This is a genomic window from Vagococcus sp. CY52-2 (genome assembly GCF_022655055.1).
Lineage (GTDB): Bacteria > Bacillota > Bacilli > Lactobacillales > Vagococcaceae > Vagococcus.
Genome location: NZ_CP093384.1, coordinates 1,484,188 through 1,508,131, shown reverse-complemented (window position 1 = coordinate 1,508,131; position 23,944 = coordinate 1,484,188). Strand labels below are relative to the sequence as shown.

Here is a 23,944-nt window from a genome sequence, read left to right as displayed (position 1 = left end):
ATTGATTGGAGATGGAATGAATGACTGTTGTGGTGTTTGATGTGGATGATACGTTATATGACCAATTTAGTCCGTTTGAATTGGCTATGATTAAGAATTTTGGTGAAAAAAAGTGGCTAAGTGAGATTTCTTTACGAACGTTATACCAATTATTTCGTTATCATAGTGATTTAGCTTTTCCTGATACAGTATCAGGCGCATTGTCGCTAAAAGATATGCGGGTCTATCGTATTCAAGCGGCATTAAATGATTTAGGGATAGAGGAATCTAAAGGAGTGTGTCAGGCGTTTCAAGATTGTTATTTCTATGAACAAAATCAACTTGTTCTTCATCCAGAGATGGTACGATTACTTACTATCTTAGATGAAAAAAAAGTGCTAACAGGACTTTTGACTAACGGACCGACAGAACATCAACAGTTAAAAATCGAGCAATTAGGAGTGTCGAAATGGATTAGTGAAGACACCCATCATATTTCAGAAAGTATTGGCTATAGTAAACCAGATGTATCGGCATTTAAAGTAGTCGAAACCATTTATCCTGATAATAGTCAGTTTTTATATGTTGGAGATTCATATGAAAATGATGTCATCGGGGCTAAAAAGGCTGGATGGCAAATCGTTTGGTTAAACAAAAATAATAAAAGACTAACACAAGAAATGATAAAACCAGATGTGGCGTTATCATCTTATGACAACATTGTGGAAACAGTGTTAGGCTTATTACAAGAGGAGTAAACACATGAATGTAAATCATGCAGATATCGTGATTAGTGCGGTACAACCAGAGCAATACCCTAAAACAAATTTACCAGAAATAGCATTAGCAGGACGTTCGAATGTTGGAAAGTCATCCTTTATTAATACACTAGTTAATCGTAAAAATTTAGCCAGGACATCAGGGAAACCTGGAAAAACACAAACCCTAAATTTTTACATTATTGAAGATAGTTTACATTTTGTTGACGTACCAGGATATGGTTATGCCAAAGTATCTAAAACTGAGCGTGCAAAATGGGGACAAATGATTGAAACGTATCTGACTGAAAGAGAGCAATTAAAAGCTGTTGTGTCACTTGTTGATATGCGCCATGCTCCTTCGACTGAAGATATTCAAATGTATGAATTCTTGAAGTATTACAATATACCAGTCATTGTTGTTGCAACAAAATGCGATAAAATTCCTCGTGGAAAATGGAACAAGCATGAATCAATGATTAAGAAAAAATTGAATTTTGATCCATTAGATGACTTTATTATCTTTTCTTCTGAAACAAAAGAAGGAAAAGATAAAGCGTGGAAAGCCATTGAAAGTTATATGGATTAAATAAAATAAGTAGTCAAAATGAAGTATGCTCGACATGCTTCATTTTTTTATGAAAAAAGTAACAAATTGCTAAGTATTTTCATTAATTTTAGGTTTAGAATATTCATAAAATGTCTTATCTATGGTAAAATTTAGGAGACAAGGTTTGTGAAATAATTAAGATAATGTTAAGTGAGGGAGAATAATGGCTTTAGTAAAAATCGTATATGCAAGTATGACAGGAAATACAGAAGGTATTTCTGAAATTATAGAAGATCAGTTTATAGATGCAGGTTTAGAAGTGGAACGTGAAGAGTGTACAGATGTTGATCCAGACTTTTTTGAAGATGCAGATATTTGTATTGTAGCCACTTATACATATGGAGATGGTGAATTACCATTTGAGATAGAAGACTTCTTTGCTGATTTAGAAGAGGAAGATTTAGAAGACAAATTATTCGGCGTTGTTGGATCAGGTGATACAGAATACGGGGAATATTTCTGCCAGTCAGCACGAGATTTTGTGGAACAATTTAAAAAGACTGGTGCCACAGAAGGTGCTGAGATGGTTGAGATTGAAAATGAAGCAGACGGAGAAGATACAGAACGTCTTCAAGCATTTGTTGACCAATTAGTTAGTAAAGTGGAGTAGTCAGGAGCAAGGGTCACACCTTGCTTTTATTTTTAGCATAGAAAAGGATGTAACGACAATGACAGAAAAAATTACCATGGATGGCAACACAGCTGCGGCTTATGTATCTTATGCATTTACTGAATTAGTGGCAGTTTATCCGATAACACCAAGTTCTACAATGGCAGAAGTGGTAGAAAATTGGTCAGTGAAACATCGTAAAAATATTTTTGGTAAACCAGTTAAAGTAGTAAACATGCAATCAGAAGCTGGAGCAGCAGGAGCGGTACATGGATCGCTAAAAGCTGGCACATTAACCTCAACGTATACAGCATCTCAAGGATTATTGTTAATGATACCTAATATGTATAAAATAGCTGGCGAGTTGTTGCCGACAGTGTTTCATGTGGCCTCTCGAGCAGTTACAACGAACGCGTTAAGTATTTTTGGGGATCATGGAGATGTCATGGCAGCCAGACAAACTGGTTTCTGTATGTTAGCTGAGAGCTCTGTTCAAGAAGTGATGGATTTATCTGCGGTAGCTCACTTAGCTTCCATCGAAGCAAGTTTACCATTTATGAATTTCTTTGATGGGTTTAGAACAAGTCATGAAATTCAAAAAATTGATGTGATTCCATATGACGTGTTAGGAAATTTGGTGAATCAGGAAGCACTAGATGCTTTTAGAAAACGTGCAATGAATCCAAATCATCCAAGTGTTTCAGGTACAGCACAAAATCCTGATATACACTTTCAACAGAGAGAAACAATTAATCAATATTATGAACGTGTACCAGAAATTGTTCAAAAATACATGAACGACATTAATGCAATTCGTGGCACGAATTATGATTTGAGTACTTATTATGGTCATGAAGAAGCAACAGAAATTATCATTTCAATGGGGTCAGTCGCACCAACTGTTAGACAAACAGTTGATTATCTAAATAATCAAGGTCGTAAAGTAGGGCATTTAAATATACATTTGTATCGCCCATTTCCGACTGAAAATATTTTAAAAAATATTCCAGATACAGTAGAACGAATTGCTGTTTTAGATAGAACAAAAGAACCAGGGGCTGATGGCGAGCCACTTTTACTAGATATTCAAAGTGCGATGTATCGTCATAAAAATCGACCAATTGTCATTGGTGGACGATATGGATTAGGTTCTAAGGATGTGCCACCGAACCAAATTAAAGCGATTTTTGATCATTTAAGTGGACCGGTGGATAAATTATTGTATCGTTTTACTGTTGGTATCAATGATGATGTCACACATTTGTCATTACCAGTGGGACCATTGCTTGATTTAACACCAAAAGATACTTACCAAGCAAAATTTTGGGGATTTGGATCTGACGGAACAGTTGGTGCTAATAAACAAGCCATTAAAATCATTGGAAATCACACTGACCTATATGCACAAGGGTATTTTTCTTATGATTCAAAAAAATCTGGTGGGTTAACGACCTCTTATTTACGTTTTGGAAAAGAACCAATCAATTCCCCTTATTTAATTGAAACAGCAGACTTTATTGGCTGTCATAATGGGTCATACATTCATCAATACGATTTGTTGCGTGGACTTAAAAAAGGTGGGATATTCCTTTTAAATACGACGTGGGATAAAGATCGAGTGTTACGTTTATTGCCAAAACGTTTGAAAAAAGAATTAGCTAAAAAAGAAGCAAACTTTTATATCATTGATGCGATGTCCATAGCACAAGAAGTTGGTTTGGGTCGACGTATTAATCAAGTCATGTCGACAGCGTTTTTTGAGTTGAATCAACTTATGCCAAAAGATGAATACATTAAATATTTAAAAGAAGAAGTCGTCGCAAGTTATGGTAAAAAATCGCAAGCAATTGTGGATAAAAATCATGCAGCTATAGATTTGACACTCTCCGATTTGGTAAAAGTAGATATACCTAGTAATTGGTTAGATATTGAAATAGACAAAGCAATAGTTGATATGACAAAACCAAAATATGTCAGAGAAATATTAGAACCTGTTAATGCACAACAAGGTGATTCATTGAGTGTTAAAACACTTATTGATAATAATATGACAGATGGTAGTGTACCAATGGGAACGGCCGCTTTTGAAAAACGCGGCATTGCGTTAGAAGTTCCAGAATGGATACCTGAAGCATGTACGATGTGTAATGAGTGTGCGTTTATCTGTCCACATGCCGCGATTCGTCCATTTTTAGCGGACGATGAGGAGATGGCAGAAGCACCTGAAGGATTTATTGTACGTGAAATGAAAGGTGCAGATGGCTTGAAATATCGTATTCAAGTGTCATTGGAAGATTGTACAGGTTGTGGATTGTGTGTGGATGTGTGTCCAGCAAAAGAAAAAGCGTTAGTCATGAAACCTTATGATGAGCAAAAAGAAGAAGCAATCAACTGGGCATTTGCTATGACGCTAAAACAAAAAGCAAATCCTGTGAAGAAAAAAGAATCAATAAAAGGGTCTCAATTTGAGCAACCTTTAATGGAATTTTCAGGTGCGTGTTCTGGTTGTGGTGAAACAACTTATATCAAGCTATTAACGCAACTTTATGGTGATCGTATGTTGATGGCTAATGCGACAGGTTGTTCTTCTATTTGGGGTGCATCAGCACCATCAACTCCTTATACAACCAATGCAGAAGGACAAGGTCCTGCTTGGAGCAATTCGTTATTCGAGGACAATGCTGAGTTTGGTTTGGGGATGTACCTTGCTAATAAAACACAACGAGATGGCGTACAACATTTACTAGAAGAAGCGATTGAACAGCAAGTTGGAACCGACTCATTAAGAGAGTTGATGGTTGATTGGATTGAACACAAGGACGAAGGAAAAGGATCAAGACAGAGGTCAACAAAACTAGAAGCAGCTTTATTAGAAGAAATGGATGGCAATGAATTACTCGAAGATATCTATCGTAAAAGAGATTTGTTTGTCAAACCTAGCCAATGGATTATTGGTGGTGATGGTTGGGCTTATGATATTGGCTTTGGTGGGATTGATCACTGTTTAGCTAGTGGTGAAGACGTGAATATCTTTATCATGGACAATGAAGTGTACTCTAATACTGGAGGTCAAACATCAAAAGCAACGCCAACTGGTGCAATTGCAAAATTCTCATCCGAAGGTAAGAGAACACCTAAAAAAGATTTAGGATTAATTGCCATGACATATGGTGGGGTGTATGTCGCACAAATTGCGATTAATGCCAACCCTACCCAAGCAATCAAAGCAATTGCTGAAGCAGAAAGTTATCCAGGTCCATCCCTTATTATTGGATATGTTCCTTGTATCAATCATGGGATTCAAGGTGGAATGAGCCATGCCGTTGAAGTAACTAAACGAGCTGTCGAGTCAGGTTACTGGCCGCTTTATCGTTATAATCCTGAGCTAGTGGATAAAGGAAAAGAGCCACTAAAAATAGATTATAAAAAAGCTAATTTTGATAATCTAACAGAATTCTTTAACTATCAAACTCGTTTTTCTGCATTGGAAAATGTATTAGAAGATGAAGCAGAAGTAGCAACATTACTTGAAAAATCAGCAGATGATGCGATTGAAAAGGCACAAACTTATAAGAGATTATCTGGGAAATAGAAAAAGAAGCTGACTAATCAAAATTGGATTTGTCAGCTTCTTTTTTGTTAATCAAATTAAAAATATTATCAGCTTCTTTTTCTTTTAGTAAAGAAGTTAACGAAGAAAATGAAGTATCAATACAATTTAGTGGAAGTATCATCACATTTTCTTTTTTTAATTCTTCATGAAAATTGAATGATTTTGTAAACACTAAGATATTATTTTCGTGGTTTTTAAGCGTACTGATTGGCTCTGAACCTAATAGGAATTCTTTTATCATAAATTTATTGAAAGAGAGGTTATTATAGAGCAAATGTTTCATTAACTTATGATCAGCAATTGACTCGCTGACGATGGTTAGCGTCAAGGTAGGTGTGAGAAAACGTAGTAAATTCGTTAACAACATAGTGAAGTAATTTAGTTCACTATAGGAAACAGCTTCTATAATATTAAGTTTCTTTTCACAGTTTATTTTAACTTGAACTAATCGATTGTATATTTCTTTGTCCAGGTCAGACTTTAGAACATTGCAATCATAATTATTTATTTTTATTAGGTGATGTAAATTAAATAAATAGCGTTTATATAAATAAAAAACACCTGTTCTAAAATCTGGTAATTTGACAATATCAGAGCCAAAATAGTGTTCAATTAAATTAACTAAATAGTTAACCCTATCTTGACGATAGACTATTTCTTTAACTTGTATTTTATCTTGTTCAGACCATTGATTTGAAAAAAGTGGGTTTTTGGTGGAACAGTAGACTAAAAAAATATAATCATAATCAGACTTTGACCAGTTATTTGCTCCAAATAATTGGTCGAGATATGATGGTAACATTTTATAAATAAAAATAGTTTTTAATTCTTCAAATTCTTCATTATCAGGTAACGAATAATCAGGGTTATATCGAATCCATGAAAGCATAATTAGATGTTCGAAAAAACCATATTCTTCTTGTGAATGTTCAAGAAAATCGAAAGAAATGGAAGAATTAGTCTCGCAAATAAATTGACGTATTTTATAAGTATCTTTGGGAGTGATCTCGTAACAATGTATCCCATAGTTAAAAGCTAATGTTGAAATAAGATAACGTATTCTGTATTCGTCACCTTTTATTTTATAGTTATGGGTTTCCAGTCCAATATAGTGTAAAAAGGATTTACAAGAATTAATGACTCTATAGGCATTTGCTTTTGAAATATAGATGGAATCAATAAAGTCATTTAACGTTTGGTCAGTATTTGTAATTAAAAATTTTAAAGCAAGTAAAACATTAGATTGTTGATAAATAATATGTTGTATCTGTCGGCAAGATAAATCGCATAATGAAGTTAGTGAGTAAACATTGGGTTTTATTTCATTAATGGAAATGTATGTATCTAGAAGTCGCTCCAGTTCTTTTATAGTATTTAATATTTTTACTTTTGAGAATTGAGTGACTTCAATTAAATCATTCATATGATTGTATTTCTTATTAAATAAAATTTTAAATATTAAAATCTCATCTTTTACTCTGTTTTCAATATGATTATCTAACAGCATAAATGCGCCCCTTCCCTAAATAGCTATAATCTATTATATTCTAATTTGTTTAAAAAAGAGAAGACCTGTTATTATATTTTTCTCAAAAAAATTTTATTTTAAAAAAAATAATGAGAAAAAAATGAAAAATAATTTGTTATTCTTTAAATTGAAATAAGTTTGGAAGGGAAATAAAGGTATGAAAATAAAGAAAATAAGCCATTTTTTAATGGCAGTTATGGTGTTACCTTATTTTAGTGGATTAAGCGTTTTAGCTGAGAAAAAGCCGATTAATGATGCTTATGATAAGCAAGAAGAGGTTGTCAAAGAAACAAAATGGTATAAGGAAAAGAAAATAACGTTAAAAGCAAAAAAAAGCCAGGAATTTGTAGAACCAACACCAATTGATTATGAAATTTTAATCGATGGTTCAGGCTCTATGCGTGATACTGGTAGTTTGGAAACAACAAAAGCTGTTTTAAAAGACTTTATTAACACGAGAAATAAAAAGACAGATAGAGTAGGATTATCGGTATTTAGAGGACCTGGTTATGATACAGTAAATAATACGATGTTATATGAAGTTATAACAGATACTATTAGTGATTATGATAATAATTTTGATGAACTAAACCAAAAAATTGATGGATTAAAATCAGGAGGATTAACACCTTTACTTGATGGGCTTAACCATTCATTAAACAAAATGAATGCTACAAGTCGAAAAGATGCGAGAAAGGTATTAATCGTTTTTTCTGATGGGCATCCTAATATTGGACCCAAGAGAGATTATGTTATTACTAAAAATGCTTTGAGAGGTGCTGAGCAATATATAAATCCCCAAGTGAATTATCCCGGAAATAAAGCAATCGAGTTAAGAAAAGAGATTGATGAATTCTATGAAAAGGGAGATATTGAGTCAGATTTATATTTACAAAAGGAAAAAGAATTAAATGAATTAGATAATAAGTTTCCATTGGGATACAAAAATGTAAATTTTGATAACCCTTCAGATAGAGTTAATAAAGATTTTGAAGGAAGACGTTATGAAAATCATATACAAGAGTTTTATGATTTAACAGACATGATCACGAAAAAAGCAACAGATATAAAAAAACAAGGTTATGAAGTGTATACCATTTATTTAGATAACTCGAAAAGCGATTCTTACTCAAAGATTATTAATAAAAATGGTGAAGTAGAATCATTATTTAAGAATATGGCACAAGATTCTAATCATTATTTTTCTGCAAGCAATGTCAATTTATTAAGCCAATCTTTTAAAGAGTTGGATAATACCATTAAAAAATATACTTATGAAATTCATGATGACATCGAACAAGGATATACATTAATGCCAGAGACGATTAAATCAGATAAGGATAATGTGTTAGTTAATTATGATGATAAACAGATACAATGGACATCATCAGGAGTTGACTATGAAGAATTAACTGTTTCATATCATATATACAAGGAAATTTCTGAGGGAAATGTCGTAGTGAAACACGTAGATGAATCAGGCAAAGAATTGGTGGAACCTGAAACAAAAAACGATGAAGTGGGTAAAAAATACGAGACTGAATCAAAAGAGATCCCAGGTTATGAGTTGGTGACCACCCCAACTAACGCCACTGGTGAATTTAAAGAAGGCACACAAGAAGTGATCTATGTGTACAAGCCAAAGGCAGATGTACCGTCTATTGTGGAAGGCACCGTTGTGGTGAAACATGTGGACGAAAGTGGTAAAGCAGTCGCAAAACCTGAAACAAAAACCGATGAAGTGGGTAAAAAATACGAGACTGAATCAAAAGAGATCCCAGGTTATGAGTTGGTGATTACCCCAACTAACGCCACTGGTGAATTTAAAGAAGGCACACAAGAAGTGATCTATGTGTACAAACCCAAAGAAGAAGTACCGTCTATTGTGGAAGGCACCGTTGTGGTGAAACATGTGGACGAAAGTGGCAAAGCAGTCGCAAAACCTGAAACAAAAACCGATGAAGTGGGTAAAAAATACGAGACTGAATCAAAAGAGATCCCAGGTTATGAGTTGGTGACCACCCCAACTAACGCCACTGGTGAATTTAAAGAAGGCACACAAGAAGTGATCTATGTGTACAAGCCAAAGGCAGATGTACCGTCTATTGTGGAAGGCACCGTTGTGGTGAAACATGTGGACGAAAGTGGTAAAGCAGTCGCAAAACCTGAAACAAAAACCGATGAAGTGGGTAAAAAATACGAGACTGAATCAAAAGAGATCCCAGGTTATGAGTTGGTGATTACCCCAACTAACGCCACTGGTGAATTTAAAGAAGGTACGCAAGAAGTGATCTATGTGTACAAGCCAAAGGCAGATGTACCGTCTATTGTGGAAGGCACCGTTGTGGTGAAACATGTGGACGAAAGTGGTAAAGCAGTCGCAAAACCTGACACAAAAACCGATGAAGTGGGTAAAAAATACGAGACTGAATCAAAAGAGATCCCAGGTTATGAGTTGGTGATTACCCCAACTAACGCCACTGGTGAATTTAAAGAAGGCACACAAGAAGTGATCTATGTGTACAAACCCAAAGAAGAAGTACCGTCTATTGTGGAAGGCACCGTTGTGGTGAAACATGTGGACGAAAGTGGCAAAGCAGTCGCAAAACCTGAAACAAAAACCGATGAAGTGGGTAAAAAATACGAGACTGAATCAAAAGAGATCCCAGGTTATGAGTTGGTGACCACCCCAACTAACGCCACTGGTGAATTTAAAGAAGGCACACAAGAAGTGATCTATGTGTACAAGCCAAAGGCAGATGTACCGTCTATTGTGGAAGGCACCGTTGTGGTGAAACATGTGGACGAAAGTGGTAAAGCAGTCGCAAAACCTGAAACAAAAACCGATGAAGTGGGTAAAAAATACGAGACTGAATCAAAAGAGATCCCAGGTTATGAGTTGGTGATTACCCCAACTAACGCCACTGGTGAATTTAAAGAAGGTACGCAAGAAGTGATCTATGTGTACAAGCCAAAGGCAGATGTACCGTCTATTGTGGAAGGCACCGTTGTGGTGAAACATGTGGACGAAAGTGGTAAAGCAGTCGCAAAACCTGAAACAAAAACCGATGAAGTGGGTAAAAAATACGAGACTGAATCAAAAGAGATCCCAGGTTATGAGTTGGTGATTACCCCAACTAACGCCACTGGTGAATTTAAAGAAGGCACACAAGAAGTGATCTATGTGTACAAACCCAAAGAAGAAGTACCGTCTATTGTGGAAGGCACCGTTGTGGTGAAACATGTGGACGAAAGTGGCAAAGCAGTCGCAAAACCTGAAACAAAAACCGATGAAGTGGGTAAAAAATACGAGACTGAATCAAAAGAGATCCCAGGTTATGAGTTGGTGATTACCCCAACTAACGCCACTGGTGAATTTAAAGAAGGCACACAAGAAGTGATCTATGTGTACAAACCCAAAGAAGAAGTACCGTCTATTGTGGAAGGCACCGTTGTGGTGAAACATGTGGACGAAAGTGGTAAAGCAGTCGCAAAACCTGAAACAAAAACCGATGAAGTGGGTAAAAAATACGAGACTGAATCAAAAGAGATCCCAGGTTATGAGTTGGTGATTACCCCAACTAACGCCACTGGTGAATTTAAAGAAGGTACGCAAGAAGTGATCTATGTGTACAAACCCAAAGAAGAAGTACCCTCTATTGTGGAAGGCACAGTGATTGTGAAACATGTGGACGAAAGTGGCAAAGCAGTCGCAAAACCTGAAACAAAAACCGATGAAGTGGGTAAAAAATACGAGACTGAATCAAAAGAGATCCCAGGTTATGAGTTGGTGACCACCCCAACTAACGCCACTGGTGAATTTAAAGAAGGCACACAAGAAGTGATCTATGTGTACAAGCCAAAGGCAGATGTACCGTCTATTGTGGAAGGCACCGTTGTGGTGAAACATGTGGACGAAAGTGGTAAAGCAGTCGCAAAACCTGAAACAAAAACCGATGAAGTGGGTAAAAAATACGAGACTGAATCAAAAGAGATCCCAGGTTATGAGTTGGTGATTACCCCAACTAACGCCACTGGTGAATTTAAAGAAGGCACACAAGAAGTGATCTATGTGTACAAACCCAAAGAAGAAGTACCGTCTATTGTGGAAGGCACCGTTGTGGTGAAACATGTGGACGAAAGTGGTAAAGCAGTCGCAAAACCTGAAACAAAAACCGATGAAGTGGGTAAAAAATACGAGACTGAATCAAAAGAGATCCCAGGTTATGAGTTGGTGACCACCCCAACTAACGCCACTGGTGAATTTAAAGAAGGCACACAAGAAGTGATCTATGTGTACAAGCTAATTAAACAAATTATTACTAAAGAGGGTAATTCTAATGAAACGAATACGATAGAAAAACCATCAAGTAAGCTGATATCACAAGATGTAATAAAATATGAAAAGAAGAATAATAATGTCGTTTCAAAAAATGAACTAACGAAAACATTACCTAAGACAGGTGATATAGAAAAAATAAAGTATCTACTAATGGGATTAATATCAGTAATTGGTTCTTTTGGAATGTTAATTTTAAGAAGAAAAAAATAAATGCTATAAAACCATAGAAAAACAAGTGAAATCCATTTATATTATGTATAGACATAGTATAGGTGGATTTTTTTATCCTAAAAAGGAGTTTCAATATGAATCACAAAATATTTATTGTAGAAGATGATCCGATTATTAGTCAAGGTTTAAAGACACATCTATCTCAGTGGGGGTATGAGTGTTTTAGTGTAGACAATTTTGAACGTGTGTTAGATGAAATGTCAGATTGTCAACCAGATATGGTGCTAATGGATATTTCATTGCCATATTACAATGGCTTTTATTGGTGTGAACAAATACGACAGATTTCAGAAATTCCGATTATATTTCTCTCATCAGCCAGTGATAATATGAATATGGTCATGGCAATGAATATGGGAGCCGACGATTTTATTTCAAAACCATTCGATTTTTCTGTTTTAGTCGCAAAAATTCAAGCATTGCTTAGAAGAAGTTATCAATTTGGAATTGTGACGTCTTATCAAAATGGTGCGTATCAATTATTGTTTCAAGATAATCGAGTAAAATATAAGGATGAGGTGGTTGATATATCGCCGACAGAGTGTAAAATTTTATCTTTATTATTTCAATATAAAAATCAAGTTGTGACTAAAGAGATGATTATGGAAAAACTTTGGGAGGGTGATGACTTTATAGGTAGCAACACACTCTCAGTTAATATGACCCGTCTAAGAAAGAAATTATCCGTGATTCAACTTGATGACCATATTCAAACAGTAAAAGGAAAAGGCTACTTGTTAGATGGGTTAGATAGATGATGCAGTTTTTGAAACATTATATTAAGGAAAAATGGGTCATTTATGCATTGTTTATTATGATGAGTGGCATGTTTTTGGCGACATTCTTTTTATATGACTTATCATTAACTCCTTTTATGGATGGGTTATTGTTCGTGTTCTTCATTTTAGTGATTTGGACATTAGTTGATATGAGAAAAATGTATAAAGAACATAATATGTTGCAAGACATCATCGAACAAGAATCAGTCGATAACGTCCTATATCAACAACTTGATATAGGTAACGATATGCTTAACCAAGATTATCAAGCATTGCTGAAAAAAGTAAGTACCAAGAATCAACACTTAGAGCATCAATTAGTCAAAGAACAGCAATTACTATTGGATTATTATGCTATTTGGAGTCACCAGATAAAGACACCTCTAGCGGCTTTACAAGTTTTGGTCGAAACAGAACCAGAGTCAACGACCAAAATAAAAAATGAAATTTCAACGATTGATGGATACTTGTCTATGATGCTTCATTATTTAAAAATGACGAATTTAGAAGATGATTTAGTTCTAAAAAAAGTAGAACTCTCAAGTGTCGTCAAAAAAGTAATCAAAAAATACCGCATGTTCTTTATACAAAAAGATTTGAGTGTTGAGTTGTTTCCATTTGAAAAAGAGATTATCACAGATGAAAAGTGGTTGTTGTTTATTTTAGAGCAATTAATCTTTAACAGTATCAAATACACGAAAATCGGTGGAATAAAAATTGACATGACAAATGACACACTGACTATCACGGACAGTGGCATTGGCATTTTATCGCAAGATTTACCACGAATATTTGAATCAGGTTATACAGGATTTAATGGCCGAGGACACCAAAAAGCAACAGGGTTAGGACTTCATATGAGTCAAAATATCGCAAATCACCTAGGGATAACCTTAGAAATATCATCAGAAATAGGAAAAGGAACCGTGGTCGGTATGACTTTTTCACAGTTTGAAAACATGTATGATTAGCCAAACTTACTAAGTTGTAAGTTTGGTTTTTTATCTGTAAGTGTGCATGTATGACGATGTTTTGTATGATAGATTTATCAAGTAACCAAGAAAAAAGGAGAACATAGATGAAAATTTTAGAAGTCAATAATGTCAAAAAAACATATCATACACGCTTAGGAGGAGCAAAAGTCGAGGCTTTAAAACAAATCAACTTTTCAGTGGAAGCTGGTGAGTATGTTGCCATAATGGGAGAATCCGGTTCAGGTAAAAGTACTTTACTAAATTTATTAGCAACATTAGACAGACCAACTTCAGGTGATATTTTACTAAATGGTAAAAACATGAATGACATTAAAGAAAAAGAAGCAGCTACTTTTAGGCGAGAACACTTGGGATTTGTATTCCAACAGTTTAATTTGTTAGATACTTTTTCGGTTCAGGACAATATTTTATTGCCATTAGTTTTAGCTAAAACACCCCTTAAAGAGATGATGTCTAGATTAGATAAACTAGCACCACAACTTGGGTTGAATAAATTGTTGGAAAAATATCCTTATGAATTATCTGGTGGACAACAACAACGTGTGGCTGCCGCAAGAGCGTTGATTACACAACCAGATATTTTACTGGCGGATGAGCCGACCGGAGCCCTTGATTCAAAAACATCAACTCAATTATTATCGTTATTCCAGGAAGTTAATAAACAAGGCCAAACGATCGTTATGGTGACACACAGTGTGGTAGCCGCAAGTCATGCGAACCGAGTATTGTTTATCAAAGATGGTCAAGTGTTTAATCAAATATACCGTGGCTCACAAAACAACGATGATTTTTTAAATCAAATCTCTGAAACGATGACAGTTTTGTTAACAGGGGAGGCGTAAGATGTTTTATTTAAAATTAGCCTTAACAAATTTAAAGAAAAATAAGCGAGCGTATGCACCATTTATCTTATCGATGATTTTTTTGGTCAACGTCAATGTAATTATGCAAATTTTATTAAAAAATGATGGAATGAATTCTTTACCAGGAGCAGATTCAGCAAAATTATTGTTTGGATTTGGTTCAATCGTCATCTTAATCTTTACAACTATTTTTTCATTGTACACCAATAGTTTTTTGCTCAAACAAAGAAAAAAAGAACTAGGGTTATACAATATATTAGGGATGGGAAAACGTGAACTTGGCAAGATTTTATTTATCGAGTCTATTGTAGTCTCTTTATTTTCTATAGTGATGGGAATAGTCACTGGGATTATTTTTTCAAAACTATCTTTTTTAATTTTGAAAAAAATGACAGGATTTGGTGAAGGTTTTACCTATAGTTTAAATGTCATGAGCTTAGGTTATGTCATTCTGTTTTTCATCGGTATCTTTTTATTACTTTATGTGATTAATATGATTCAGTTAAAACTAGTCAATCCTTTAGAATTATTAAAAGGCACTCAAATAGGAGAAAAAGAACCAAAAATAAAATGGTTATCAGGTATATCAGGCATTGTTTGTATTGGTGCAGGGTACTATATGTCAATCACTATCGAGTCACCGTTAAAAGCAATTAGCTTATTTTTTATTGCGATTTTACTCGTGATTTTTGGAACGTATGCTTTATTTATGACAAGTAGTATCATGATTTTAAAGGGGTTAAAACGGCGTAAAAAATATTATTATCAACCAACACATTTTATTGCGATTTCAAACATGATGTATCGAATGAAGCAAAATGCGGTTGGGTTAGCAAGTATCAGTATCTTAAGTACGATGGTACTAGTAACACTTAGCACAACAGGTAGTCTATTTTTTGGAATGGATAATGTCATAAAAAATCGTAATCCATATGATATGAGTCTGATTGTGCCACAAGACAAAGTAAAAGAAGTGGAATCATTATTTAAGTCAGAGGCTAAGAAATATGATGTTACATTAAAAGAAGTTGATCATGCAGATTTATCTGATGGATTAATGGTAATAAAAGACAATAATGATTATCAGTTATTATCTAAAGAAGCTAAAAATCTAAACGACTTTAGCAAATCAGAGTCTTTAAACTTTATGACACAAGATGAGTACAATCGTTTGGAAAAAACGAATTTCAAACTATCAGACAATGAGATTGCTTTTTATAGTATGAATGGTAAATTCGATGGAAAGTCAGCGTCGTTTGGTAACAAAGAATTTAAGGTTAAACAAATTATTGATAACATTACATTTATTCCAAGAGTAAGTGGTATTTCAAATATGTTGTTTGTTGTTGTGGCAAATCAAAAAGTGATGGAAGACACAATAAAGGCTTTGGCACCAAATGACTATACAAATTATTTGGAAATCAGTCCGACAGTATACGCTAATTTTACTGGGGAAAGTGATAAGCAGTTAGCTTATGCTAAAGAGATGAAAAGCAAATTGAAAGAGATGGGACTAACTGACAGTTTCTCTTCAGCTGCGATTGACAGAGAAGAATTACAAGCTTTCACAGGTGGTTTCTTATTTTTAGGTATGATTTTAGGACTTAGTTTCACTTTAGCCACAGGGTTAATCATCTACTACAAACAAATATCAGAAGGTATGCAGGATGAACATCGCTATGATATTATGCAAAAGGTTGGTATGAGTCATCAAGAAGTGAAACAAAGTATTAGAGGGCAAATCATTATGGTATTCTTTTTCCCGATTATCCTCGCGACACTTCACTTAGCTTTTGCGTTTCCTTTGATGAGTAATTTACTGATGTTATTTGGATTGAGTAATAAAGTATTATTTATGATAATTTGTATCATTATGGTAGTAATCTTTTTACTAATTTACCTTGTGATGTATGCTCAAACATCTAAAGTGTATTATCGATTAGTTGAGAGAAAAGTAGTATAAGAAAAAACAGCGACGCAGAATCAAACTGTGTCGCTGTTTTAATATGTTAGTTTATAATCCCTTTTTTCCAATAAAAGGAAAGAATTTTGAAGTATGTTGTGCATAAGATTGAAAATCTTTTCTAGTTTTATATTTATTTTCTAGTAAGGGAACACCTGACACAAATAATATTAAAAAGGTAATAGTAATAGGACCAATGATAATCCAAAGATTAGTCCAATGTGATAAAGATAAAAGAAAAATCCCCCACCAACTTGTGACTTCTCCAAAATAATTTGGGTGTCTAGTAATAGACCAAAGTCCAGTTGTTAATAATTTTCCTTTATTACTAGGATTTTCTTTAAATTTAGTCAATTGATAATCTCCAATGACTTCAAATAAAAATCCAATAATCCAAATGAATACACCAAGTATTTGCCACCAACGTAAAGTATTATATACTTGTTGATTGGTAAAAGTATGTGTAACAGGTAGTGCAACAATAAACAATAAGAGGCCTTGAAGAAGAAAAACATTGATAAATGCTTTTAAGTGAACAAATTGATTTCCCCAACGTTGTTTGATTTTAACGTATCGATAATCTTCAGGAGCATTCCAATTACGTAACCCTAAATGCCAAGCAAGACGACCTCCCCAAAGTGTAACAAAGAGTAGAACAAGTATCTGTTGAATGGTATGCGGGGAGGCCATTAAAAAGCCTACCCAAGCTACCACAACAAATCCTCCCCCCCAAGCAATATCAACTAAGGAATAGTTGGATTTAATAGTTGATATAATGAACCAGATAATAAAATAAGCAAATAATGCTAGAATAATTGTAAGATACATTTAACTTTCTCCTTTTTTTAAAATACCTGCAATGGCGATACTATTTTTTCCGGCGCTGATAGCAATAGATGTTGAACTGGCTACTGAATAGTCAATTTTATCAGTATAATCTTTTAAATAATATTTTAGTAATTCAACTTGATTTTCCGAGTAAACATATGCGATAGCTAAACGATCAATTTGATGATGTCGAAATAGTTTTTTTATTTTGTTTGCTATTTTTTTAATACTTTGTTTTTGACTAAATGAAAGAGTCATTAGTTTTCCTTCGCCAAATGAATCCAGACTAACAATTGGCAAGATGTGGCAATTTTGAGCCATTTTTCCAAGAGATAAAGGAATTCGACCAGACTGTAACATCGGCGATAAATCAGCGACAGCTACATAGATAAATAACCGATGAATGGTATCTTTTAGATTAGTTATAATGTCATTAAAGCTCAAGGATTTTTCTACTAATTCTGCTGCTTTCATAACTAATAGACCTTGCGCTACAGAGTTAGCTTTTGAATCAATAACTGTTATCCATTGAGATGCCAATTTTTTAGTTTGTATTCTTTGGTTGACTAGTTGATAAGTACCACTGAGTTTTGAAGAGACTGTAATAACAATCACATGGTCATATTTCCCTTGTAAAAAAGATAGGAGGTTATCAATTGATTGAATAGTAGGTTGCGATGTACTGCATTGACTCGTATTTATACCCTTTTCAAAAATAAGCTGTGAATCAATACTTAATTTATCGAGATAATTATTAGACTCGCTTTGAACAGGCATTGGAATGACATGTATTTGGTGTTTCAATAGTAAGTCACTTGGTATATCAGCAATAGAGTCTGTCACAATAGCGATAGATGATACAGGTTTGGTATTAACTTCATATTGAAGAAGCATATCATCTATTTTTTGATAAGATATACGACCGTAGTGGTTTAATAATGATAGAACGTCTTTAGGGTTATTAGTATGTATATGAACTTTTAACTGTTGTTTATTTCCAATAACAATAACAGAATCCCCTTTATTTAATAGTTTACCTTTCAATTTTTTATCGGAAATACTTGGTTGAGTCATAATAAACTCCGAGCAGTATCGATAAGAAGGCTTTTCAGATATGATATGATCAGATGATATCAAGTTAGATGGATAGTTAGTTATAGAAGAAGGGATGGTTTCTTCTATCAACTCTTGTGGTAAATTTTGAGAGAAGGCTTCAGTCAAACCAGTAATAAAATAATAAAAACCTTTTGCTCCAGCATCCACCAACTTATTTTCTTTAAAAATTGTCATTTGAAATTGTGTCTCTAAAACGGCTTTTTCTGCTATCATCTGTGCTTGTGATAAAGATTCTTCTAATGATTGTGTTTTTTTATAAGTATCAACAAGTTTTTCAGACCAAGAGGAGATAACTGTTAGTATGGTTCCTTCTTTTGGATCTAGCAACGAATCATATACTTTAACAAGAGCTGTTTTAAAAGAAAAAACGAGTTGTTCTGTTGATAAATCACTTTGAGCATAATCTTCTGCTAAGGCATTTAAATACTGTCCTAAAATCATTCCAGAGTTACCACGAGCTCCAAGTAAAGCGGCTGATGCTACGTTAGTTAATAGAGAATGTACCGTGTCGTGATAACTAACAAGATTATCCATAATTGATTGCATAAGAAAGGCCAAATTACTACCAGTATCACCATCTGCAACAGGAAAGACATTAATACGATTTAATTCATTTTTATTCTTTATAACTAAGTTAGCACCTGATTTGATACTGTTAGCTAACTTTTTAATATCAACTTCTTCCAAATTAAATTACCCCTTCAAAAAATTAAAATTAATAAAATAAACAATTGCTGATGTAATAGCAGTGACGGATGTTCCCCATACTAAGTCAATAATTGTCATCGTTACTGACCAATTTTTAATAGTGGCTAAATTGGTTAAATCATAGGTACTATAACAAATAAAACCAAATAGAGCCCCAGAAGAAATGGTGTAGAAAATACTTTGTTTGTCAATACCAGGGATTAGGACAAAAAATACAACCCCAACAAGGTAGACAAAATAAAAAATAATAGCGGGAGTTACCTTTACATCACCGAGTAACTCTCCTATGAAAGTTTGGTACAAATTTTTTGATACAACTAATAGCCAAAATAGATCAAACATTAAAAAGATAACAGCACTTATACCAAACAATTTTAAAAACTGATTCATAATTACTCCTCCATTCTGATTAAATAAATAGTATCATGAAAAAAATTTTTATTAAAAGGATTTACCTTGATTAACAAAAAATATACTTTAAAAAAGTATTTTTACCACTATTAACTAAAAGTGTATAGTTTATTATAAGATAGTTGATAGGAATGAAAATATAGGAGGAAAAGATGAAGAAGAAAATGAAAAAGTGGGCGTTATCTGCTCTGTTATTGACAGGGTTAATAACTTTTGGAGGATGTGTTGCTGATAAAACAGTGGAAACAAGTGATACATCAGTTTCATCAAGTGTTATAAAAGAAAGTACAGTAGATACATCAAGTAAAGAAAAAGAAGAATTAGCTAAAAGAGAAGCAGAAGAAAAAGCAAAACAGGATGAAATAGAAAAGAAGAAAAAAGAAGAGCAAGCCTCACAATTAAAAAATCAAGTTAGTGATTTGGCAAACTTAGAATACGAAGGAACTCAAACGATAAAGGTTAATGATGATGTACCAAGTTTTAGCGATGAAGAGCTATCTTTGAGTAATGGCGCTTGGGAAATTTATGGTGATTTAGATGGGTTAAATAGAGCAACAAGTGCAAATGCTATGCTAAATCAATCATTAATGCCAACTGGAAAAAGAGAAAGTATTTCGTCTGTTACACCAACAGGTTGGAAAAATAAAAAGATTGAAGGTGGGTATTTATTTAATCGATCACACTTAATTGGTTGGGCATTAGCTGGTGAAAATGCGAATTGGAAAAATTTAATTACAGGAACAAGACAATTAAACAGTCCAGAGATGTTACGTCATGAGATGGATGTTAAACATTATCTTGAACAAAATTCAGATAATTATGTAAGATATCGTGTGACACCAGTTTTTAGAGGGGAAGAGTTACTGGCGCGTGGCGTTCAAATGGAAGCACAATCTATTGGAAATGATACCATAAAATTTAATGTTTACATCTTTAATATTCAGGATGGGATTGACTTGAATTATGCAGATGGTAGCAGTTCAATAGGAGAGAGAGCTCAAGAAAATGAACCATCACAAGAAGAACACAATATCACGAATCATGAATCATTGGCTAATGATAATGATTCATCTGATGATATGAATCAAGTATTTGTTACACCTACTGGAAAAAAATATCATACTCATGCTCATGGGCGCGGTAATTTCACTCCTTCTACATTGGGTGAAGCCAAAAAGAAAGGGTTAGAACCATGTAACATTTGTTATTAAGTTAAAATAAAAAAGAAACGACTTTTTTGTCAGTTTCTTTTTTTGTATTTAGGGATGACTTTTTAGAAATAAAATCTAAAGATATAACAAAACATTGGAATATTTTTCTAAACTAATTGTTGAATTAGCTGACGAGTTAAGTTTTTTATCACGAAAAAAACACGTTGGTTACATGGTAAGATATTAGTTGATTATCAATATAAGAAATTAAAAAAATATGACTATGATAATTCATTCATTTACTTATATTTACATTCATTATCGAAAATTTAATTAATGATAGTTGTAGAAAAGAAGAAGTTATTACGATTAAATTAATTTTGTTGACAAGATTAAAGCCTGATGATAAAGTTGTTAAAAACCATGAACAGAGAAAGTAACTTAAATGACGTTTTATAGAGAGCCTTTGGTTGGTGGAAAAAGGTAGACGTGTTAAGTGAATCACATCTGGGAGTTAACTTTTTGAAATTGTTAGTAGAAAAGTTCGTTTGAGAAACGTTATGAGCTCGAAGTTATAAACTTCATGAGGTTATTGTTGTGAAACAATAACAAATAAAGGTGGAACCGCGAATTTTCGTCCTTTGGCTTTTATAAGCCAAGGGACTTTTTTTATACCAAACAATCAATGACTAGACAAGTAGTGTATTAAGTCCATTTTGACAGAGAATTTTTCAATAGGCTGAGAGAAAAATCAACATGCTTTTACATGAACACAACTAGAAAGATGTATTTCTGAACAACAAAGTAGGGAATAACGTTTTATCCGCGTTAAGGATGAGTGTTTAAAATATTAGTTTAAACATCATGAGATTGTTATTGTGAAATAGCAATAAATTGAGGTGGAATCACGGTTTATCGTCCTCTTGGGTTATACCAAGGGGATTTTTTGTACCAACAATTAAAAATAAACGATAGGTAAATAAAAAATTATCTTGTTTAATAATTGAAAATGGAGGGATTTACCATGGAATACATAATGAAAATTTTACCATCACTTATTGATGGGGCAGGTATGACGTTAAAAGTTTTTTTCTTTACACTATTAGGATCTATCCCACTAGGAGTACTCGTTGCGTTTGGTTTACGTGTGACATTTAAACCATTGACCTTTATATTAAATCTTTATATTTGGTTAATGCGAGGGACACCGCTATTATTACAACTTATCTTTATCTTTTTTGGTTTACCAGCAATAGGTATTGTCTTTGAACGATATGATGCTGTGATGATTGCCTTTATTCTAAATTATGGAGCTTACTTCGCTGAGATATTTAGAGGAGGGTTACAGGCTATACCAAAAGGTCAAATTGAGAGTGCACAAGTGCTTGGTTTAACACCGTTTCAAACAGCATATAAAATCGTTTTGCCACAAGTGATAAAAATTATTTTACCATCCATTGGGAACGAGGTGATTAACTTAGTAAAAGACACTTCGCTGATGTATGTGTTGGGATTAGGTGACTTGTTACGAGCAGGTAAAATCGCGACAAATCGTGATGTAACACTTGTACCACTCGTTATGGTTGGGGTGATTTATCTCTTTTTCACCGCCGTTTTAACTGGTTTAATGAAATACCTTGAAAAACGATTTAGCTATTATAAATAAGGAGTGATGAGAATGCTTGAGATAAAAAATGTATCCAAAAGTTTCGGAGAAAAGAAAATTTTAGATGAGGTATCTTACACGTTTCCAATGGGAGAAATTACTGTTATCCTCGGCCCTTCAGGTGGAGGAAAAACCACTTTATTGAGATGTATTAGTGGGTTAGAAACATTCGATGGTGGCACACTACTACTTGATGAGGAAGATTTAACAAAGAAATCTCATCAAGCTATTAATGGAAAAATTGGTGTGGTATTTCAAGATTTTCAGTTGTTTCCTCATTTAAATGTATTAGAAAATATTGTATTAGCACCGACAATGGTCTTAAAACAATCCAAAGAAGAGGCTGAAAAAACCGCTAGAACATTATTAATAACTTTAGGATTAGAGGATAAAGAAAAAGCTTATCCTTTTGAATTATCTGGTGGACAAAAACAACGTGTGGCAATTGCACGTGCATTAGCTATGAAGCCACGTGTATTATGTTATGATGAGCCAACAAGTGCTTTAGATCCAGGTCTTAGTGGTGATGTAGCAGAAGTCATTTTAAATTTAAAATCGCCAGATGTGACACAAATTGTGGTCACACATGATCCAACTTTTGCAGAACGTATTGCCGATAACACTATTAGAGTAGAACCAATAAAATAAAAGGATGGGATGACAATGAAAAAAAGACATATATTAATCGTGGTGTTAGGAATTATGTTATTAGCTGTATCAGCTTGTGGAAGTAAAAAAAGCAGTAATGACTCTAGCAGGACTAATAAAGATAAATGGAGCGAGATAGAAAAAAACAAAAAAGTTGTGATAGGGTTGGATGATACGTTTGTGCCAATGGGATTTCGAGATGAATCAGATAATATTGTGGGATTTGATATTGATTTGGCTAAAGCAGTATTTGCAGAATATGGAATTGATCCTGAATTTCAATCAATAGATTGGTCAATGAAAGAAAATGAATTAAACAATGGGACAATTGATTTAATTTGGAATGGGTATAATATTACGGATGAAAGAAAGGAAAAAGTCGCCTTTAGTGATCCTTATATTACTAGTCGTCAAGAATTAGTCGTGATGAAAGATAATGGTATAACATCATATAAAGACATGAAAGGCAAAATCTTAGGAGCTCAAAATGCGTCAACAGGACAAGATATGATTGATAAAAATCCTGAAGTATTTACAGATGTGATCGCCGATAATGAGCCAGTTTTGTTTGATACTTTTAATGAAGCGTTTATTGATTTAAAAGCCAAACGAATTGATGGATTAATTGTAGATAATGTGTATGCTAATTATTATATAGCGCAACAAAAAAATCCAAATGACTACGCCATTGTTGAAACACCATTTGAAAGTGCAGATTTTGCTGTAGGTATTCGTAAAAGTGATAAAGAGTTAAAAATAAAAATTGATGAAGCTTTTAAAAAATTAAAAGATGATGGAAAAATGAAGAAAATTAGTGAAAAATGGTTTGGAAATGACCAAGCGATTCAATAAAAAAGAGCCTATAATCGGGCTCTTTTTGCTTGTTTAATGGTCAGATAACTTGTATTGATTAATGAGAAGAGTTTCGTTGTATCATGCAGAGAGGATAAGTCAATGCTAATCCATTGTTCTTTATTCATGTGATAGGCTTTATAAAACCCTTCTTTTTGAATAAGGAACTCCGATTAATTCGGTGTCTAATTTAACATCAATGATGATTGTATCTGATGATTCATCTAATCATAATTAGGAGTATTGATATTAGTATCAGAAGATAATAGAAATATCTTTATTTTTTGGCACTT

17 protein-coding genes and 1 other annotated feature are annotated in these 23,944 nt (G+C 33.7%); of the genes, 13 read left to right on the top strand and 4 right to left on the bottom strand.

The window, feature by feature from the left end; genetic code table 11:
• Positions 1 to 20: 20 nt before the first annotated feature.
• The 4 genes from MN187_RS07350 (at position 21) to nifJ (ending at position 5,549) form a co-directional block, all read left to right on the top strand.
• Complete coding sequence (locus tag MN187_RS07350; protein ID WP_117974212.1) at positions 21 to 737, top strand: HAD family hydrolase; 717 nt, start codon at positions 21 to 23, stop codon at positions 735 to 737.
• A gap of 4 nt (positions 738 to 741) precedes the next feature.
• Positions 742 to 1,326 carry a ribosome biogenesis GTP-binding protein YihA/YsxC gene (gene yihA / locus MN187_RS07345; RefSeq protein WP_117974214.1) on the top strand — a complete coding sequence of 195 codons (585 nt, stop codon included), beginning with the start codon at positions 742 to 744 and terminating at the stop codon, positions 1,324 to 1,326.
• 184 nt (positions 1,327 to 1,510) lie between these two features.
• Complete coding sequence (locus tag MN187_RS07340) at positions 1,511 to 1,957, top strand: flavodoxin (RefSeq protein ID WP_117974216.1); 447 nt, start codon at positions 1,511 to 1,513, stop codon at positions 1,955 to 1,957.
• A gap of 58 nt (positions 1,958 to 2,015) precedes the next feature.
• The gene (nifJ, locus tag MN187_RS07335; RefSeq protein ID WP_242093714.1) at positions 2,016 to 5,549 is read left to right on the top strand and encodes a pyruvate:ferredoxin (flavodoxin) oxidoreductase; all 3,534 of its coding nucleotides are present in this window, start codon (positions 2,016 to 2,018) and stop codon (positions 5,547 to 5,549) included.
• Between the two features lie 13 nt (positions 5,550 to 5,562).
• Here nifJ and MN187_RS07330 read toward each other — a convergent pair whose 3' ends face one another.
• The gene (locus MN187_RS07330; protein WP_242093712.1) at positions 5,563 to 7,077 is read right to left on the bottom strand and encodes a helix-turn-helix domain-containing protein; all 1,515 of its coding nucleotides are present in this window, start codon (positions 7,075 to 7,077) and stop codon (positions 5,563 to 5,565) included.
• Between the two features lie 178 nt (positions 7,078 to 7,255).
• Here MN187_RS07330 and MN187_RS07325 point away from each other — a divergent pair, with 178 nt between their 5' ends.
• From MN187_RS07325 to MN187_RS07305, 5 genes are all read left to right on the top strand, one after another.
• Positions 7,256 to 11,650: a MucBP domain-containing protein gene (locus MN187_RS07325; RefSeq protein WP_242093710.1), complete on the top strand. Its 4,395-nt coding sequence runs from the start codon at positions 7,256 to 7,258 to the stop codon at positions 11,648 to 11,650.
• Positions 11,651 to 11,745: 95 nt separating this feature from the next.
• Positions 11,746 to 12,429: a response regulator transcription factor gene (locus MN187_RS07320; protein WP_117973176.1), complete on the top strand. Its 684-nt coding sequence runs from the start codon at positions 11,746 to 11,748 to the stop codon at positions 12,427 to 12,429.
• The gene (locus tag MN187_RS07315; RefSeq protein WP_117973175.1) at positions 12,426 to 13,421 is read left to right on the top strand and encodes a sensor histidine kinase; all 996 of its coding nucleotides are present in this window, start codon (positions 12,426 to 12,428) and stop codon (positions 13,419 to 13,421) included. The genes MN187_RS07320 and MN187_RS07315 overlap by 4 nt, the downstream gene beginning before the upstream one ends.
• 107 nt (positions 13,422 to 13,528) lie before the next feature.
• Positions 13,529 to 14,287: an ABC transporter ATP-binding protein gene (locus MN187_RS07310; protein WP_117973174.1), complete on the top strand. Its 759-nt coding sequence runs from the start codon at positions 13,529 to 13,531 to the stop codon at positions 14,285 to 14,287.
• A 1-nt stretch (position 14,288) separates the two neighbouring features.
• On the top strand, positions 14,289 to 16,271 hold the full coding sequence (locus MN187_RS07305; protein ID WP_117973173.1) for an FtsX-like permease family protein: 1,983 nt from the start codon (positions 14,289 to 14,291) through the stop codon (positions 16,269 to 16,271).
• A gap of 51 nt (positions 16,272 to 16,322) precedes the next feature.
• Here MN187_RS07305 and MN187_RS07300 read toward each other — a convergent pair whose 3' ends face one another.
• The 3 genes from MN187_RS07300 to MN187_RS07290 are packed head-to-tail and all read right to left on the bottom strand — an operon-like array spanning position 16,323 to position 19,313.
• Complete coding sequence (locus MN187_RS07300) at positions 16,323 to 17,099, bottom strand: DUF1295 domain-containing protein (protein ID WP_117973172.1); 777 nt, start codon at positions 17,097 to 17,099, stop codon at positions 16,323 to 16,325.
• The gene (locus MN187_RS07295; protein WP_241699207.1) at positions 17,100 to 18,902 is read right to left on the bottom strand and encodes a DegV family protein; all 1,803 of its coding nucleotides are present in this window, start codon (positions 18,900 to 18,902) and stop codon (positions 17,100 to 17,102) included. It abuts the gene before it with no gap.
• A gap of 6 nt (positions 18,903 to 18,908) precedes the next feature.
• Positions 18,909 to 19,313 carry a DUF2177 family protein gene (locus MN187_RS07290; RefSeq protein WP_242093708.1) on the bottom strand — a complete coding sequence of 135 codons (405 nt, stop codon included), beginning with the start codon at positions 19,311 to 19,313 and terminating at the stop codon, positions 18,909 to 18,911.
• Positions 19,314 to 19,486: 173 nt separating this feature from the next.
• Between MN187_RS07290 and MN187_RS07285 the strand changes: the two genes are divergently transcribed.
• The 4 genes from MN187_RS07285 to MN187_RS07270 all read left to right on the top strand — a co-directional run bounded on the left by MN187_RS07285 (position 19,487) and on the right by MN187_RS07270 (position 23,651).
• Positions 19,487 to 20,545 (top strand): DNA/RNA non-specific endonuclease, encoded by a 1,059-nt coding sequence (locus tag MN187_RS07285; RefSeq protein ID WP_242093706.1) that lies wholly within the window; start codon positions 19,487 to 19,489, stop codon positions 20,543 to 20,545.
• 354 nt (positions 20,546 to 20,899) lie between these two features.
• Positions 20,900 to 21,130, top strand: a binding site (T-box leader).
• 379 nt (positions 21,131 to 21,509) lie between these two features.
• Entirely contained in the window at positions 21,510 to 22,151 is a 642-nt protein-coding gene (locus tag MN187_RS07280; protein ID WP_117973168.1) for an amino acid ABC transporter permease, read from the top strand.
• 12 nt (positions 22,152 to 22,163) lie between these two features.
• Complete coding sequence (locus MN187_RS07275; RefSeq protein WP_117973167.1) at positions 22,164 to 22,799, top strand: amino acid ABC transporter ATP-binding protein; 636 nt, start codon at positions 22,164 to 22,166, stop codon at positions 22,797 to 22,799.
• Positions 22,800 to 22,808: 9 nt separating this feature from the next.
• On the top strand, positions 22,809 to 23,651 hold the full coding sequence (locus MN187_RS07270) for an amino acid ABC transporter substrate-binding protein (RefSeq protein WP_241699204.1): 843 nt from the start codon (positions 22,809 to 22,811) through the stop codon (positions 23,649 to 23,651).
• The last annotated feature ends 293 nt before the right edge of the window (positions 23,652 to 23,944 follow it).

Coding starts and splice junctions, on each gene's coding strand:
- MN187_RS07350 (WP_117974212.1), top strand. CDS start 21: ATGACTGTTGTGGTGTTTGATGTGGATGATACGTTATATGACCAATTT.
- yihA (WP_117974214.1), top strand. CDS start 742: ATGAATGTAAATCATGCAGATATCGTGATTAGTGCGGTACAACCAGAG.
- MN187_RS07340 (WP_117974216.1), top strand. CDS start 1,511: ATGGCTTTAGTAAAAATCGTATATGCAAGTATGACAGGAAATACAGAA.
- nifJ (WP_242093714.1), top strand. CDS start 2,016: ATGACAGAAAAAATTACCATGGATGGCAACACAGCTGCGGCTTATGTA.
- MN187_RS07330 (WP_242093712.1), bottom strand. CDS start 7,077: ATGCTGTTAGATAATCATATTGAAAACAGAGTAAAAGATGAGATTTTA.
- MN187_RS07325 (WP_242093710.1), top strand. CDS start 7,256: ATGAAAATAAAGAAAATAAGCCATTTTTTAATGGCAGTTATGGTGTTA.
- MN187_RS07320 (WP_117973176.1), top strand. CDS start 11,746: ATGAATCACAAAATATTTATTGTAGAAGATGATCCGATTATTAGTCAA.
- MN187_RS07315 (WP_117973175.1), top strand. CDS start 12,426: ATGATGCAGTTTTTGAAACATTATATTAAGGAAAAATGGGTCATTTAT.
- MN187_RS07310 (WP_117973174.1), top strand. CDS start 13,529: ATGAAAATTTTAGAAGTCAATAATGTCAAAAAAACATATCATACACGC.
- MN187_RS07305 (WP_117973173.1), top strand. CDS start 14,289: ATGTTTTATTTAAAATTAGCCTTAACAAATTTAAAGAAAAATAAGCGA.
- MN187_RS07300 (WP_117973172.1), bottom strand. CDS start 17,099: ATGTATCTTACAATTATTCTAGCATTATTTGCTTATTTTATTATCTGG.
- MN187_RS07290 (WP_242093708.1), bottom strand. CDS start 19,313: ATGAATCAGTTTTTAAAATTGTTTGGTATAAGTGCTGTTATCTTTTTA.
- MN187_RS07285 (WP_242093706.1), top strand. CDS start 19,487: ATGAAGAAGAAAATGAAAAAGTGGGCGTTATCTGCTCTGTTATTGACA.
- MN187_RS07280 (WP_117973168.1), top strand. CDS start 21,510: ATGGAATACATAATGAAAATTTTACCATCACTTATTGATGGGGCAGGT.
- MN187_RS07275 (WP_117973167.1), top strand. CDS start 22,164: ATGCTTGAGATAAAAAATGTATCCAAAAGTTTCGGAGAAAAGAAAATT.
- MN187_RS07270 (WP_241699204.1), top strand. CDS start 22,809: ATGACAATGAAAAAAAGACATATATTAATCGTGGTGTTAGGAATTATG.